We start from the raw sequence: 13,570 nt of genomic DNA, 5'->3' as shown, positions 1-13,570 counted from the left end.
CCGCTACCGGCAGTGCCCGGGGGCGATCGCGTTCAGGGAGCAGCCATCGCGGACCTTGCCACGCTACTCATGGGCTCTCCAGTTCAACTGTCACCAGCTCCCCTCGGGGCTGCGCGGATAGCCGGCCTTGCGAAGGCCGTGCCTGGATATCAACGGCATTCCTGGCGGTCTTGGTCGGACCGCGCATTGCGCGGTCCGACGCTTCTCACGGGACGAACTTCACCTCTGGGAAGGCCGCGCGCGGTCCGTCGAGCAGATGTCCCCGGCGGTGTCGCAGGTGTAGGTCGAAGAACGCGAGCGGGTAGGCCTGCTGGATCCGGACCGCCCGGTCCGGATCGAGGGTGCCGATCATGTCCTGGATCTGCTGGTTGGTCATGCCGAGGACCTTGCCCGCTTGCGGGATCAGTGTCGCGTCGTCGCCGTACGTCTTGTGGACGGCCCCGTCGACCTGGACGTTCAGCCGCCAGCCGCGAAGGTGTGTCCAGAACTCGGCGACGTCCGGCATGGCGGGCCGGGTAAACGAAGCGGTCATCATCATGAACGGCCGGTCCAGGTCGGTGGTGATGGTCGGCTGCATCGGGCCGTCGATACCGAGCCCGGCGCCAACGCGCTGGTCGGCGAGCATAGTGAGCGCGGTGGCGGTGCCACCCTTCGACCAGCCGAACACGCCGATGCACCTCGGGTCGAGGGCGCCGAGCAGTCCCTGGGGCAGTGGCCTGCCGTCGACGTCGGGGTTGTGCCCGGCGGCAAGGCCCTCGACGACGTCGAGCACGAACCGGATGTCCGTGGCGAAGTCCCGGGGCCCCAGGAATGGCGGGACCTCTGCCGGAACGGTGAGTCGACCGTCGGGGAACTCGCTGAACGTGTCGTACGTGTGGTCGACGGTGACCACGGCGTAGCCGTGGCTGGCGAGTTCCTGGACCATGATGGTGTGGTCGCCGCGATGGCTGCCCGCGCCGTGCGAGTACACGAGGACGGGCAGGCGATGGCCCATTTGGTGCACGGGTGCACCGACGTGTGCGGCGGTGAGTGGGCCGAGGGCGGGATCGAGGGGGAAGCCGCCGTCCGCCAGCAATGCCCGCAGCGCACCCTGGGTCATCCAGGGAGCGCGCGGCAGGTCCTTCGTCTTGCAAGCGGGGTACCAGATGCTGGCCATCAACTCGCGGTGATGTCCCGGGCCGGCCACAGGATCCGGACGCGAGGTGTCGACGAGGTGGAGCGGCACCGTGCCCACCGGGTGCGGCCCGGTGGGGGCGGGCAGTGTGAGCTGTACCGGGCCGGTGGCGGTCGAAGCCGCCCATGCCTGGCGCGCTGCGCTGATCGGTACGGCGGCCCCGACGCTGGCGGCCAGCGCGGCTGTGAGCATGCGCCGGCGCGTCAGGTCCGTTCTCGGGCTGACCGGTGTGGTGGTCACATGTCCTCCCCGGGGTTCTTGGTCGGTGTCTCGATCTGCTGGATGAGTCGCTTGAGCTGGGTGACTTCGTCGCGCAGCGCGCGCTCGCCCGCCGGGGTGAGGGAGAGCCAGGTGCGGGCGCGCTTGCCTTCGTAGCCCTTCTCGATCTCGACCAGTCCGGCCTTCTCCAGGACGGTGAGATGCTGGCTGAGATTTCCGGCGGTGAGGCCGAGTGCCGTGCGCAGGAAGCCGAACTCGACCCGGCGTGCCTGGTGGGCCACGGTGAGGATGCCGAGACGGACGCGCTGGTGGACCACGTCGTTCAGGCCGTTGACGGGATGCTGATCGGGCTCGGAGGTCATGAGACGTCGCGCCGACGGGATCGCTCGGCCAGGCCGAAGCCGAGGGCGCCGAGCAGGAGGAGCAAGGCCTGGAGGCCAAGGCGGGGCGCGGCGGACCAGGGGGAGGTGACGGGGATGAACTGGAAGAGCTGGAAGCGGGTGAGGAACGGCACCAGAAAGAGGGCCAGGTATGCCAGGGTGAGCAGCAGCAGGGCACGGCTGCGCTCCACCCAGGACAGTACGAGCAGCGGCAGTCCGACGGCCGTGACGTTGCCGACGAGCATTCCGACGAACCCCGTCGCCTCGGAAGTGGGGTCGAGATGCAGGCCCCAGAAGTCGATTGGGTCGCCGGGCTGCGGGAGCCCGTGACGGGTGGCCCAGAACGTGGTGGCGGCCACCAGGCCAAGCAGGCCTACCCCAATGAGAATGTACGGCCGGACTGGGGTGCCGACACCTCGGTCGCGGGAGCGGCGGATGTAGAAGAACGCCGTCGCGACGTAGGCGAGGGCGAGCCCGAGGTCCCAGTAGTACGGCGAATTCTGCTTCACCCCCACGGTGCAGCCCATGCCTGCGGCGGGGGCGGTTGCCGGGCAGGGAACGGTCTCGACGTGGAAGGTGAAGCGGTTGACCAGGATGCCGCCCAGCGTGAGCGCGCCGAGCAGCAGGAGAGGAAACCAGGTGCCGCGCTGAGCGGCTCGGACCTTGCGAGTCAATTCACCGAGACCGGCGAGGACTTCGTGAGGCGTGCCTTGCGAGGGCATCGAAGCGTCTGTCACCCAGTCAGCTTTGCATCACAAACCAGTTATGGCAAGAAATCGGTGTCGGCGAACTCCGACGCCGCGAGATCGGCTTCTGCCGCTGCACGAGCGCCTGGACACCACCACCCCCGGCGGCCGGCTCGTCTTCCGCGTCTTCGCCGCCCTCGCCGAGTTCATCCGCGAGTTGATCGTCTCCGGCACCCGCGAGGGCCTGGACGCCGCACGCGCCCGCGGCCGCGTCGGCGGCCGACCCACCGTCGCCACCCCCGAGATCATCCGTGCCGCCCGCGACATGCTCCCCAATCCCGAGAACTCGATCACCTCGATCGCCAAGCTCTTCGGGTCAGCCCCGGCACCCTCTACATCCACATCCCCGACCTGCAGGAACTCCGCGCCTCCGGCCGCATTCCGGGGCAGCTCACCACCGGCTGACCGCTCCCGCTACTGGCCGTTCCGATCCTCCCCGGAGGCCGACTTGAACTGAACAAGATGTCCTCGACCGCCTGAGGGGCTGTGAGGACGGGCGGCGTGGGGGTGTGGCCGCCCGCCCTCGATGGGGATGACGGGGACGGCCACGTCTCCAGCGCCCTGGCCCTCGCCCTTGCCGTCGTCGAGTCCGCTGGAGTCCTGCCCGTGCCCGGCACGTCGGGGTGTGCCGGGCACGGAGTTGTACTACTGGCGCGGCGCGGTCTGCTGCGGAGCGCGGCGGCAGAACCGCGCGTGCACGACGACGGAGCCGCCGGCAGCGCTCGCGCCGTGGTTCTGGATTTCCCGGGGCTCCTCGCCGGGGCGGATCGGCTCAGTGCAGCGGGCGCAGATCATCGGCGTAGCTCCAGGGCGAGGGTGTGCAGGGCGCGGCGGGTCTCGCAGAGTGTGGCGTCGTCGGTGCACTGCTCGCACCGGCCCGGGTGGTCGTTGCGTGCGGCCAGGACGGCGCGGCGGGTGCAGGGCCGGCAGGCGCGCGGGAACCAGTGGCCACCGTCAGTCTCGCGCTCGCCGAGGTCGATGGCCGTGGCGGTGGACAGCGGCTCGCCTCCCCACACGCACTCGGCGCCGCGCGCCCGGGCGTCGGGCAGGACTTCCAGGGGCGGCAGGGGGATGAGCGGCAGGAGGCTGGCCGGGATGTCGACGAGTGCGCTGGTCTCGGTGGCTGTCACAGGTCACCTGCTTCCGAGTGGTAGCCGCCGGGCCCGAACGCGGCGCCGAGCAGCATGGGATCGGTGAGCCGGCCACCGTCGGCTGGCAGCGCCAGCCACCACCTGCCGCTCGTGGAGTGCACGAATGGCGGGCACATGAGCTCCCAGCCGACCGGGTGCACGGTGAGGCCGGCGACGTCGTCGAGTTCGTCACAGAGGCCGGGTGGCAGCAGCCACCAGGAAAGGCTGCGGTGGACGTCGGCGAGTACGGGGCCGTGGGGGTGGGACCCCAGCCGGCGCATCGCTGCGAGGCTGAGTGCCAGCGAGGCCTCGGCGACGCGCCAGTGCGTGCCGGTCGAAATCGCGGCCAGCTGCTGCGCGTCCCACGCGTGTTGTGCTGCCGTCGGGTCTGGGATGCAGGAGAGCAGCCAGTCCTGTGCCGCCGCCACGGAGGCGAGGGGGAGGTGAGTCGCCATGCCGTGACCGTATGCAGGGCGGTTGCGGGCCTGTGCGCCGATTGCGCGGCATCGCGCCTGCGGTCGCTGGGTTGAGGTGGGTTGCTCAACCGAGGTCGAGGGAGGCCCTTGCCTGGCCGATCAGTCGACGTGCCTGCTGCCCGCACACGGCAGCCTCTTCCAGCCGATCCCACACGCGCCCGTACAAGGCCACGTCCTCGGCGGACTCCAGCGTGAACTCGGTGTTGATGGTCTCGACGACCACCCGCTGCTCATCGAAGATCCAGAATCCGTGCTTCGGTGACAGCTTCAACCGCACCCCGAACGGCACGATGCCAAGCTCGATCTGCGGCAACCCGATCAGTCCTATGAGGCGGTCGAGTTGGCCGGCCATCACCTCGGACGGTCCGACGAGGGCGTGCAGCGCGCCCTCCCAGATCAGAACGCGAAAGGCCTTGTCACCCTCGTACAGAACCTCTTGGCGCCGCATGCGGGCGTTCACAGCCTCGTCGGTGTCGCGGGGCGACTGCATCAGCTCGGCGTTCAGGATGAGGAGATGCCGGGCGTATCCCGGGGTCTGGAAGAGGCCCGGGATGACGGTGGCCTCGTAGCCGCGGACGGTCGAGGTACGCCGGTACTCGGCAACGTACCGGTCTTGGACGGCCCGGTGCCCGGTGGCGAGCTGGCGGCGCCAGGAGCGCTGCTGAGATTCCAGGCCGCGCAGTCGACTGTGAAGGTCCGCCAGCTCGCCCGGGGCGTCCAGGGCGAGCGCCCAGGCTTCCAGGTCGGCGGCCGTGGCGGTCTGCTTGCCGTTCTCCAGCCGCGACACCTTCGAGCGCTGCCAGCCCAGCCGCTCCGCGAGATCCTTGCCCTGAAGGCCGGCCTCGGTGCGCAGCTCACGCAGCCGCACACCGAGGGCCTCGCGGCCGGTCTGGTAATCGGTGCTCACCGGGCAGACGGTACCTGGGCTTGGAACTGGCTGGTAGGGACGGCGAAGTGCCAGGCTGCGTCCCGTACCTGGCAGGCGTGGACGACGGTCGCAGGGTCCTCGTGGACCTCCACCCCGAGGGTCACGCCGTCTTCGTCGATGACGAACCGGACGACGGTGCGGGAGTCGAAGAGCCAGAAGTCGTATCCCGGCAGGCCGAGCCGTACCGCATCCGCGCGCCACAGGTTGCGGATGTCCTCGCCCGCGGCCTCGTTGCTCGGTGCGCGAGCGAGCAGGAACTGCTGTCCCTCGGTGGGTGGGTCGTCGACCAGGCGCACCCGCTCGAAGCGTTTCCCGGCGGCGGTCTGCTCGGCGATGTTCTGCCGCCAGGCGTCCGGCGGATCGTTTGCGAAGTCCTCGCCCGCTTTCCATCGCGCCCAGTTGGGGCTCACGCGGTCGGTGGCGTACCCGCGCTGGGTCTCCAGTCGCCAGGCGGTGTGCTCGAACTCGGTGAACAGATGGGTGATCTCGTCGAACGGGATCAGGTCGGGCACGCGGTCTACTCCTCGTCTCGGGGTGTGAAGCGGGTGAGCAGCTCGCGGGGCACGCGGACGAACGACTCGCTGTCCAGGACGTCGCGGAGCTGGGCGACGTCGGCGGGGTCGGTGACGGTGTACCCCTGCACGACGATGTCACCGGTTTCGAGGTCCTCGTACAGCGTGGGGCAGTTGCCGTTCTCGGAGGTGGTGCCGATGAACCTGAGCTGCATGGGTGCTCTCCGTTCTGGCCGTTGGAAGGCCCAGCATGCTGGCCGTTGCTGCTGTCTACCGGGTGATTGCAGGAGATTGCGTGAGGAGCTGTAGAGGTGCTCTGTTGCCTGCAATCCGGCGGGTAGCGAGCAAGCGCGGAAACGCCGGTCACAGTCAGGCAACACGCTCGGGGCCCTGCACCGAAGCGGCATGGGCAAGCGACAACCCCGGCTACAACGCCGATGCCACCCCCGCCAAGCGCCTGAAGCATGTACAGGTGGCCATCGGGCCCGCCTGCTGAACGGCTTCTGGGGGAGGGACGCAAAGAAGGGGCGGCCGAAGGCCCGTATTCGGGTCTCGAGCCACCGGGGCGTCATGGCGATGGGGATCACCTGCGGAATGATGCCGATGAGTGCCGGCCCAGGGAGCGCGGCGACCGTCAGACACCACCAGGATGCCGCCTTCGCAAGCCGAGTTCCATGCTCGCCGCCGCCGCGGCCCTCCCTGGTCAGGGAAGCTGCGATCGGGGAGTCTGGGAGCATGCTGCTGCCACCAACCCATGGGAAGACCGAGTTCGTCGAGGTCGTCCGCATCACCGACCCCGTCAGGCACATCGGCTCGGAGGACCTGGCCGGCGACACCGTCGCGATCTGGGAGGGGGATCAGGCCCGGCAGGCCCTGTCCCTTGTCGCCGACCTACCAGGAAGTGAGCCGTACCGCTGCTTCCTCCCGGGCTGGGGAATCCGAGCGCGCAGCTCGACCGATCGGCTCTTCGAGATCGCCTTCTGCTTCCGCTGCCACGGTGCCCGTATCTGGGGACCGGATCTTCCTGTCGAACAACGCGGCCAGACCTTCGACGCGAAGAGCCCCGCAGCACTTGAACTGCTGCACCGATTCCGCTCCTGTCTGCCGGACTGAAGTTACGGCAGCGGGCCTCGGCCTTTACTGCGTCGGGCTCGGGCTCGGGCTGGGCGGGGGGCTGGTAGTGGCGCCGCCCTTCGAGGGCTTTGGTGGCCGGGACGCCGCCTTGGTGGGGTGCGCCTTATGTGTCTTCCGGTGCCGGCCGCCGGCTCCGGGTGGGGTCGGCGCGGATCGTGGTGACGCCGACCGGGGCGGCTTCGAGGTCGCGGGGTGTGCAGAGGCGCTGCGGCTCGAGCTCGGGGCAGCCGCCGTATAGGAAGTGTCGAGTGTCCTGGAGACGGGCTGGGCATGAGATCCGGTTGCCGCAGCCGCGGGGTGGGACGCATCGACTGCGCTGGAGGGGGACTGAGCGCTGTGAGATCGGGTGGGCGGGAGGGCGCCGGGCCCGCTCTTGGCGGTCGCCGTACCGGAGGGCGCGTGCGAAGGGGTTTTGGCGGGCGTCACCGCTGCCCGGTCGTCGCCTCGGCTGGCGCCGGATGTGACGGCAAGAGTCGCGCCCAGGGCCACGGAGAGGGCCAGGACCGTGCCCGCCGCCAGGCGACGGCTGTGGCGAGTGCCGCCGGGGAGATCGCGCCGGGGGACTGCCGCCTCCTGCGAGCGTATGTGCTCCTTCGTTCCGTGGTGCGTGGCCGGCGGTGTCGGAAGGCGCGCCTCGGAGGGCGCCGCGGGCACCGCGGGCGGCAGGGGGTGTGGATCAGGTCCGGCGTGCCGGGAGGCGAGGACTTGCGCGCACTGCGCGGCGTCCGGGCGGGCCTCGGGGTCCTGGGCGGTCATGGCCCGCAACAGGTCCGCGAGTTCCGGGGGGAGCCAGGTGGGGACTTCGGGTGGGCGGTGCAGGCGGGCGACCGCCGCTTCCAACGCGGTGCCCTGGTACTCCAGTTCGCCTTTCAGGCACTCCAGCAGGACCAGGCCGAGCGCGTAGATGTCGACGGCCGGCCCGATCCGCCTGCCCTCGACCTGCTCCGGTGCCAGATAGGCGGCGGTGCCTATCAGCACGTCCGGTGCCGTATGGCGGGTGGCGTTGGCCAGGCGCGCGATGCCGAAATCAGCCAGGTGAGGGGCGCCCGCCGCGTCGAGGAGGATGTTCGACGGTTTGACGTCTCGGTGCACGACGCCGGCCCGGTGGACATAGGCCAGCACCCGCGCGAGGGCGGCGCCCACATCTGCCACACGCCGCTCAGGCAGCGCTCCACACGCCAGGAGACTGCGCAGGGTGGGGCCCTTGATCAGTTGCATGACCAGGTAGGTACGGTCGTCATGGCGGCCGGCGTCGTAGACGGTGACCAGTCCCGGGTGCTGCAGACGGGCCAGAAGGACGGCCTCCGCCGTGAGATGGTCCTCTATCTGCGGGTCCGGTCCGGGCCGGAACACCTTGACGGCCACGGGCCGCCGAAGGCGCGTGTCGACGCCCTCGTACACGTCGGCCATGCCGCCCGATCCGATTCTCGCGCCCAACCGGTAGCGGCCGGAGAGCACTTCGGCGGGCTGCACATCCGCTGCAACCGGCGTGGGTGGCGGCGGGGCTGCTGACTGGCGGGCCTTCATCTGGTTCTCCGTTGCTGTCGCCGCGTACCGGACTCGGCCATGGACCATGGGCCATGCTGCGAGGCGGGTACCCCCAGCCCGTGTCAGCTATCCGACCCAAGTCGGCGCGGCGTCGAGACGGCCCCACTTCTCCCGTGGCCGGCGCGTTGCGGCAGGCAGGTCTGGCAAGCCGTCGGCCCGGCAACTCCCGTCGTCGCCGACCTCGGCCGTGAGCCCTTGTGTCGTCGCCGACGAGCCGACTCGACCTCCTCTTGGGCCTCGGCCAGTGAGGTCCAGGTCCACGGCACCCTTGCCCGCGCACACCACGGTCACCTTGTAGGTACCGCCTTCGGCCAGGAGGGCGTCGACTCGGTCGCCGGGTCCCGGCCCGAGGTGCAGGCCGTCAGCAGGAGGACCGGAGCCGGCACGCAGCCCAGGATCCAGCCCGGCCGGGACCTCATGAAGAGGCTGCCGAATGCTTCCGGTCCCGCGACACCCCGGCCGAAAGCCTCACTTGGCGAGGGCGCCCATGGGGTCCCAGGCGGGGAGGACGATCGGGGGCTGGTCGAGGGCGGCGGACAGGTCCGGTGGGAGTGCGGAGCGGCGGACCGCGATCTCGAAGACGTGCTCGCCGAACCACGAGTCGTTCATGGTCCAGAACCCCTTGTCCGCCCTCTCCTCGCCCCAGCTGTTCTCCACCCGCCAGCGGCGCGGGCTGCCGTCCACCACGTCGACGCCGGTGAACAGCATCGCGTGCGTCATCTGCGTGTCGTGGTGCAGCAGCCGGTCGGCCTTGTCCATCGTGAACGGGGTGTCGTAGACGCCCGCGTAGTCGAAGAGCCCGGCGTCCCAGACGCCCGCGTCCGCCCGCATCATCTTGGCCACGTCGCAGCCGAACCACACCGGCTCGCCGCCGACGATCGCGTCCATGGCCAGCCGCTTCAGCTGTTCCATCGGCGTGTTGAGGTAGACCACCGGCGGGGCGTCCACCACATTGCCCAGATACTCGACGGTGAAGGTGCGCCCGACCGGGCTCGACTCGCGCGGGTCGTGCACCAGGCACACGTACTCGTCCAGCGGGAGCTGCACGTACGACGCGGCGAACTGCGCCGGAGTGAGCCAGCCGTCACGGTGGAAGTTCTTGTCCTTGTCCTCCCACTGCCACAGGAACCGCTGCGGTGGCGTGCCGAGATGGATGCTGAGCACCCGGTGGACGGCGGCCAGCACCTCCCGTTTGTGCTCGCGCTGCGCTTCGGCCCCTTCGCCGGCCCGCGCGCGCAGGTCGCGGGCACCCTGGCGGAGCACGGTCTGCAGGGCGCGGTTCATCGCCCGGGTCGAGGAGGAGCTGTCGGTCTCCGGCATGGCCGACTTGGGCACCAGGCCGTGCTTGGCGACGAGCGCCACGAACATGTTCCACTGGCCGCCGTCCCCGATCGGGTCCGTCAGCAGGTGCGCCACCGTACGGTCGTCCACGTCGCGGTCCGACGTCTCGACGACGGCCTCCAGGAAGTGGTTGGCGCGCTCGAGCTTGTCCCACCAGAGCAGATAGTTCTGGGAGAACTCGAAGTCCTTCACGCCCAGCTTCCGCGCGGCGCCGACCCGGAGCAGGTTGAGGCCGGCGAACATCCAGCACCGGCCGCTCTGCTTCTGGTTGGTGGCCTTCCAGTCGTCCAGGTGGTGGGAGACCGAGTGGTCGATACCGGTGAGGATCCGCCGGTCCAGGGCCACGTCGTCCACGGGTGTCTGGGTGACGGCGTTCTGCATCAGCCGGTTCACCCCCCGGGCGGCGAACTCCTTCTCGAAGAGGTCGAGTTGGTCCGCGGTCAGGCCGCGGTCCATGGGCTGGGGGGAGTCTTCGTTTCCGGAGGTCACAGCAGCCCGTCTCCACTCTTCTCAGGGGTTCTCGACAGCAGCGCGCCCCTCACCGTCGCATGGCCGTTCGGCTCCGTCAACGGAGTTCCCAGGGACGACGTGGGGCCCGGCGTACGACGGGGAAGGGCCGGTGTGAAGCGGGTTCACACCGGCCCTTCGATGCGCTGCCGTGCCGTCAGCCGACCAGCGGTCGTACCGTCAGCCGCACTGGCAGGGGTTGCCCGACTGGCATCCGCAGCCGCAACCCGAGCCGCAGCCGCACGCGCCGAACAGCGGCAGGCTCCTGATCTGCGCGGGCTGCTCGGTCTCGTGCTCCTGCGTGGGGTCGGGCGTGGTGCCGGGGGATTCGGCCATGGGTCCCTCCTAGACGCTGGGGCAGGGCTGCCCTCGTCCATTTCATGCCCAGTCCGCCAGGCGCATCAACGGCGCACGGAGGCGACCACGCCCTCGGGACCCCGAGCCCCCCCCGGCGCCCATCGGCCCGGAGGGGTTACGACTCCTGCCCGCCCGGAAGGGCTACGCCCTCTGTCGGCCCGGAAGGGTCACGCCCCTGTCGGCCCGGAAGGGTCACGCCTCCTCCACCCCGCCGCGCGGCGGGATGCCGTCCTGCTGGAGATGGTCCGCGTGCTCACCCGTGACCAGGTAGACGACGCGCTTGGCGACGGCCACGGCGTGGTCGGCGTACCGCTCGTAGTAGCGGCCGAGCAGGGTGACGTCGACGGCGGTCTCGATGCCGTGCTTCCAGCGGTCGTCGATCAGGTGCTGGAAGAGGGTGCGGTGCAGCAGGTCCATCTCGTCGTCGTCCTGCTCCAGCTGGAGCGCGAGGTCGACGTCCTTGGTGATGATCACCTCGGCGGCCTTGGCCATCAGCCGCTGGGCGAGCTGGCCCATCTCCAGGATCGTGGCGTGCAGGTCCTGCGGGACGGCGCGCGCCGGGAAGCGCAGCCGGGCCAGCTTCGCCACGTGCTGGGCGAGGTCCCCGGACCGCTCCAGGTCGGCGGACATGCGCAGCGACGTGACGACGATACGGAGGTCCGTCGCCACCGGCTGCTGACGGGCGAGCAGGGCTATGGCCCGGGCCTCCAGGTCGTGCTGGAGTTCGTCGACCTTCTTGTCCGCCTCGATCACGCTCTCGGCCAGTTTCAGGTCGGCGTCGAGGATGGCGGTCGTGGCGCGCCCGATCGCCGATCCGACCAGCCGGGCCATCTCCACCAGTCCGTCGCCGATCGAGTCCAGTTCCTCGTGGTACGCGTCCCGCATCAGGATTCCCTCTCGTACGTGATCTTGGGGGGGAAGGGGGTCGTGACACCTCGCGCCCGCCTCCGTGGCCGAAAGTGGCTGAAAGCCGCAGGGCGCGAACCCCGCTTTCCCCACGCTCCCACGGTCTGCCCCGTACGCGTCCGTTTCTGCCACCCCAAATGAACCACTACTGGCTCCAAGGTGAACTCTGGGCGACGAGTGTTCGAGGTCGCACCCGGACGGCTGTAGCCAGGTCACACCCCATGCCTAACCTTGAGGCATGGACGTGAACGCGGCGGTTGCCGCAGCGGCAGCGATCGCCGGGGTGCTTACCGGTGTCATCGCCATGCTGGCGTTCCGCTGGAGCGAACGCGACCAGAAGCGACCCACCAGGACTTCCTTGCACACCGATCCCGTACTCCCGCCCGGCGTGGACACCGTGTTGTCCGTGCTCCGCTCCTCGGCCGTCGTCCTCGACGAGGCCGACGCCGTCGTCAAGGCCAGCTCGGCCGCCTACGCCCTCGGACTGGTCCGCGGCGGCAAGCTCGCCGTCGAGCCCATGCTCCAGATGGCCCGGGACACCCGACGCGACGGCGAGATACGCCAGGTCGAGCTCGACCTGCCCCGGCGCGGCACCGGACGCGGCGAGGCGCTCGCCGTCTCGGCGCGCGTGGCCCCGCTCGGCTCCCGCCTGGTCCTGCTGCTGGTCGAGGACCTGACCGAGGCCCGGCGCATCGAGGCCGTACGACGCGACTTCGTGGCCAATGTGAGTCACGAGCTGAAGACGCCCGTCGGCGCGCTCTCCCTGCTCTCCGAGGCCGTCATGGACGCCTCGGACGATCCCGAGGCGGTGCAGCGCTTCGCGGGCCGTATGCAGATCGAGGCGACCCGGCTGACCAACCTGGTCCAGGAGCTGATCGACCTCTCCCGGGTGCAGAACGACGATCCCCTCGAGGACGCCGAGCCCGTCCGGGTGGACGAGCTGGTCGCCGAGGCCATGGACCGTTGCCGCCACCAGGCGGGCACCAAGCAGATCACGATGGCGGCCGGCGGCACGGACGATCTGCGTGTCGTTGGCAACCGAGGCCAGCTGGCCGCGGCCCTCGGCAACCTCGTCGAGAACGCCGTGAACTACTCTCCGGCCCGCACCCGCGTCGGCATCGCCGCCCGCCGGATCTCCGCGCCCGGCGGCGCCCTGATCGAGCTGGCCGTCACGGACCAGGGCATCGGTATCTCGGAGAAGGACAAGGAGCGCGTCTTCGAGCGCTTCTACCGCGTCGACCCGGCCCGCTCCCGGGCCACCGGCGGCACCGGCCTGGGTCTCGCGATCGTCAAACACGTGGCCGCTTCGCACGGCGGGGAGGTCACGGTCTGGAGCGCCGAAGGCCAAGGTTCCACCTTCACCCTTCGGCTGCCGGAGGCGGGCGCGGCCCGCGACCGCGCGCAGCAGCACCCCGACCTCGACGACGAGGCCGGCATCACAGAGTCATCCCCGTACGAACCGCTTCCCGCCCCGGAGGTCCTTCCGTGACCCGAGTGCTCGTCGTCGAGGACGAGGAGTCCTTCTCCGACGCCCTGTCGTACATGCTCCGCAAGGAGGGCTTCGAGGTGGCCGTCGCGGCCACCGGCCCCGACGGACTCGACGAGTTCGAGCGCAACGGCGCCGACCTCGTCCTCCTCGACCTGATGCTGCCGGGGCTGCCCGGCACCGAGGTGTGCCGCCAGCTGCGCGGCCGCTCCAACGTCCCGGTGATCATGGTGACCGCCAAGGACAGCGAGATCGACAAGGTGGTCGGTCTCGAAATAGGAGCCGACGACTACGTCACCAAGCCCTTCTCCTCCCGCGAACTGGTCGCCCGCATCCGCGCGGTGCTGCGCCGCCGCGGGGAGCCGGAGGAGGTCACCCCGGCCGCGCTGGAGGCGGGCCCGGTCCGCATGGACGTCGACCGGCACGTGGTGACGGTCGCCGGCTCGAAGATCGACCTGCCCCTGAAGGAGTTCGACCTGCTGGAGATGCTCCTGCGCAACGCGGGCCGCGTCCTGACCCGGATGCAGCTCATCGACCGGGTCTGGGGCGCCGACTACGTGGGCGACACCAAGACGCTGGACGTGCACGTCAAGCGGCTGCGCGCCAAGATCGAGCCGGACCCGGGCGCACCCCGGTACCTGGTCACCGTCCGGGGGCTGGGCTACAAGTTCGAGCCGTAGGCCGCGCCCGCCGGTCCCTCCGGTCGGCTCCGCGACATGACGGAGG

At 70.2% G+C, this 13,570-nt stretch carries 16 protein-coding genes; 4 read left to right on the top strand and 12 right to left on the bottom strand.

Translation table 11 applies throughout. The features are described from left to right. Positions 1 to 205 precede the first annotated feature (205 nt). From ACIBA9_RS31910 to ACIBA9_RS31900, 3 genes are read right to left on the bottom strand one after another with little or no spacing between them, the layout of a single operon-like run. Positions 206 to 1,414, bottom strand: coding sequence for an alpha/beta hydrolase family protein (locus ACIBA9_RS31910; protein ID WP_399368501.1), 1,209 nt, complete (start codon positions 1,412 to 1,414; stop codon positions 206 to 208). Next, positions 1,411 to 1,755: a winged helix-turn-helix domain-containing protein gene (locus ACIBA9_RS31905; RefSeq protein WP_399368499.1), complete on the bottom strand. Its 345-nt coding sequence runs from the start codon at positions 1,753 to 1,755 to the stop codon at positions 1,411 to 1,413. Before ACIBA9_RS31905 ends, ACIBA9_RS31910 begins: the two co-directional genes overlap by 4 nt. Further along, positions 1,752 to 2,510, bottom strand: a complete 759-nt coding sequence (locus ACIBA9_RS31900) for a hypothetical protein (RefSeq protein WP_399368497.1) — start codon at positions 2,508 to 2,510, stop codon at positions 1,752 to 1,754. The genes ACIBA9_RS31905 and ACIBA9_RS31900 overlap by 4 nt, the downstream gene beginning before the upstream one ends. Positions 2,511 to 2,538: 28 nt before the next feature. Here ACIBA9_RS31900 and ACIBA9_RS31895 point away from each other — a divergent pair, with 28 nt between their 5' ends. Next, on the top strand, positions 2,539 to 2,976 hold the full coding sequence (locus tag ACIBA9_RS31895) for a recombinase family protein (RefSeq protein WP_399368495.1): 438 nt from the start codon (positions 2,539 to 2,541) through the stop codon (positions 2,974 to 2,976). Between the two features lie 334 nt (positions 2,977 to 3,310). Here ACIBA9_RS31895 and ACIBA9_RS31890 read toward each other — a convergent pair whose 3' ends face one another. The 5 genes from ACIBA9_RS31890 to ACIBA9_RS31870 all read right to left on the bottom strand — a co-directional run bounded on the left by ACIBA9_RS31890 (position 3,311) and on the right by ACIBA9_RS31870 (position 5,780). Beyond that, positions 3,311 to 3,649: a hypothetical protein gene (locus tag ACIBA9_RS31890; RefSeq protein WP_399368493.1), complete on the bottom strand. Its 339-nt coding sequence runs from the start codon at positions 3,647 to 3,649 to the stop codon at positions 3,311 to 3,313. Then, positions 3,646 to 4,104: a hypothetical protein gene (locus ACIBA9_RS31885; RefSeq protein ID WP_399368491.1), complete on the bottom strand. Its 459-nt coding sequence runs from the start codon at positions 4,102 to 4,104 to the stop codon at positions 3,646 to 3,648. Before ACIBA9_RS31885 ends, ACIBA9_RS31890 begins: the two co-directional genes overlap by 4 nt. Positions 4,105 to 4,189: 85 nt before the next feature. After that, the gene (locus ACIBA9_RS31880; protein WP_399368489.1) at positions 4,190 to 5,032 is read right to left on the bottom strand and encodes a helix-turn-helix domain-containing protein; all 843 of its coding nucleotides are present in this window, start codon (positions 5,030 to 5,032) and stop codon (positions 4,190 to 4,192) included. Then, complete coding sequence (locus ACIBA9_RS31875; protein WP_399368487.1) at positions 5,029 to 5,565, bottom strand: DUF6879 family protein; 537 nt, start codon at positions 5,563 to 5,565, stop codon at positions 5,029 to 5,031. Before ACIBA9_RS31875 ends, ACIBA9_RS31880 begins: the two co-directional genes overlap by 4 nt. 5 nt (positions 5,566 to 5,570) lie before the next feature. Continuing rightward, on the bottom strand, positions 5,571 to 5,780 hold the full coding sequence (locus ACIBA9_RS31870) for a hypothetical protein (protein ID WP_399368485.1): 210 nt from the start codon (positions 5,778 to 5,780) through the stop codon (positions 5,571 to 5,573). Positions 5,781 to 6,300: 520 nt separating this feature from the next. On the opposite strand from ACIBA9_RS31870, the gene ACIBA9_RS31865 reads away from it, so the two are divergent. Continuing rightward, entirely contained in the window at positions 6,301 to 6,678 is a 378-nt protein-coding gene (locus tag ACIBA9_RS31865) for a hypothetical protein (RefSeq protein ID WP_399368483.1), read from the top strand. A 24-nt stretch (positions 6,679 to 6,702) separates the two neighbouring features. Here ACIBA9_RS31865 and ACIBA9_RS31860 read toward each other — a convergent pair whose 3' ends face one another. From ACIBA9_RS31860 to phoU, 4 genes are all read right to left on the bottom strand, one after another. Next, positions 6,703 to 8,226, bottom strand: coding sequence for a protein kinase (locus ACIBA9_RS31860; protein WP_399368481.1), 1,524 nt, complete (start codon positions 8,224 to 8,226; stop codon positions 6,703 to 6,705). A 489-nt stretch (positions 8,227 to 8,715) separates the two neighbouring features. Beyond that, positions 8,716 to 10,077, bottom strand: coding sequence for an aminopeptidase C (locus ACIBA9_RS31855; protein ID WP_399368479.1), 1,362 nt, complete (start codon positions 10,075 to 10,077; stop codon positions 8,716 to 8,718). A 198-nt stretch (positions 10,078 to 10,275) separates the two neighbouring features. Further along, the gene (locus ACIBA9_RS31850; protein WP_362163178.1) at positions 10,276 to 10,431 is read right to left on the bottom strand and encodes a hypothetical protein; all 156 of its coding nucleotides are present in this window, start codon (positions 10,429 to 10,431) and stop codon (positions 10,276 to 10,278) included. Between the two features lie 213 nt (positions 10,432 to 10,644). Then, entirely contained in the window at positions 10,645 to 11,337 is a 693-nt protein-coding gene (gene phoU / locus ACIBA9_RS31845; protein WP_362163176.1) for a phosphate signaling complex protein PhoU, read from the bottom strand. A gap of 259 nt (positions 11,338 to 11,596) precedes the next feature. Between phoU and ACIBA9_RS31840 the strand changes: the two genes are divergently transcribed. Together ACIBA9_RS31840 and ACIBA9_RS31835 are read left to right on the top strand one after the other, a co-directional pair. Next, a complete protein-coding gene (locus tag ACIBA9_RS31840) occupies positions 11,597 to 12,847 on the top strand; it encodes a sensor histidine kinase (protein WP_399368476.1) in 1,251 nt (416 codons plus the stop codon). Then, positions 12,844 to 13,524 (top strand): response regulator transcription factor, encoded by a 681-nt coding sequence (locus ACIBA9_RS31835; protein ID WP_362163172.1) that lies wholly within the window; start codon positions 12,844 to 12,846, stop codon positions 13,522 to 13,524. Before ACIBA9_RS31840 ends, ACIBA9_RS31835 begins: the two co-directional genes overlap by 4 nt. Positions 13,525 to 13,570 lie beyond the last annotated feature (46 nt).

It is taken from the genome of Streptomyces sp. NPDC051452 (genome assembly GCF_044454765.1).
Lineage (GTDB): Bacteria > Actinomycetota > Actinomycetes > Streptomycetales > Streptomycetaceae > Streptomyces.
The sequence above is the reverse complement of the archived record's forward strand: the minus strand, read 5'-3'. Positions and strand labels throughout refer to the sequence as shown.

What these genes read in the sequence shown, in the direction of transcription:
- ACIBA9_RS31905 (WP_399368499.1), bottom strand. Translation starts at nt 1,755, where the DNA reads ATGACCTCCGAGCCCGATCAGCATCCCGTCAACGGCCTGAACGACGTG.
- ACIBA9_RS31870 (WP_399368485.1), bottom strand. Translation starts at nt 5,780, where the DNA reads ATGCAGCTCAGGTTCATCGGCACCACCTCCGAGAACGGCAACTGCCCC.
- phoU (WP_362163176.1), bottom strand. Translation starts at nt 11,337, where the DNA reads ATGCGGGACGCGTACCACGAGGAACTGGACTCGATCGGCGACGGACTG.
- ACIBA9_RS31840 (WP_399368476.1), top strand. Translation starts at nt 11,597, where the DNA reads ATGGACGTGAACGCGGCGGTTGCCGCAGCGGCAGCGATCGCCGGGGTG.
- ACIBA9_RS31885 (WP_399368491.1), bottom strand. Translation starts at nt 4,104, where the DNA reads ATGGCGACTCACCTCCCCCTCGCCTCCGTGGCGGCGGCACAGGACTGG.
- ACIBA9_RS31850 (WP_362163178.1), bottom strand. Translation starts at nt 10,431, where the DNA reads ATGGCCGAATCCCCCGGCACCACGCCCGACCCCACGCAGGAGCACGAG.
- ACIBA9_RS31860 (WP_399368481.1), bottom strand. Translation starts at nt 8,226, where the DNA reads ATGAAGGCCCGCCAGTCAGCAGCCCCGCCGCCACCCACGCCGGTTGCA.
- ACIBA9_RS31895 (WP_399368495.1), top strand. Translation starts at nt 2,539, where the DNA reads ATGGCAAGAAATCGGTGTCGGCGAACTCCGACGCCGCGAGATCGGCTT.
- ACIBA9_RS31865 (WP_399368483.1), top strand. Translation starts at nt 6,301, where the DNA reads ATGCTGCTGCCACCAACCCATGGGAAGACCGAGTTCGTCGAGGTCGTC.